1 protein-coding gene is annotated in these 233 nt (G+C 70.0%); it reads left to right on the plus strand.

Annotation, left to right across the window (positions count from 1 at the left end):
* The coding region (locus AC2YHT_RS25695) for a PTS sugar transporter subunit IIA (RefSeq protein WP_487292621.1) at positions 1–233 on the plus strand (233 nt) is incomplete at both ends.

The following is a 233-nucleotide window of genomic DNA, read 5'->3' on the forward strand; positions in this document are numbered from 1 at the left end:
TTGGCGGGCTGGGCGGGGCCGTTGGAGGAGGTTCCGGACGCGGTGTTCGCGGAGCGGATGCTGGGGGACGGGGTGGCGATCGATCCGGTGGGGGCGGTGCTGGTTTCGCCTTGCGACGGAACGGTGTTGAGCGTGCACCGGTCGGGTCATGCGGTGACGATCCGGGCTGAGAACGGCGCGGAAATCCTGATGCATGTCGGCCTGGAGACGGTGGCGCTGGGCGGCGAGGGCTT

This window comes from Caulobacter sp. SRI_008 (genome assembly GCF_057586355.1).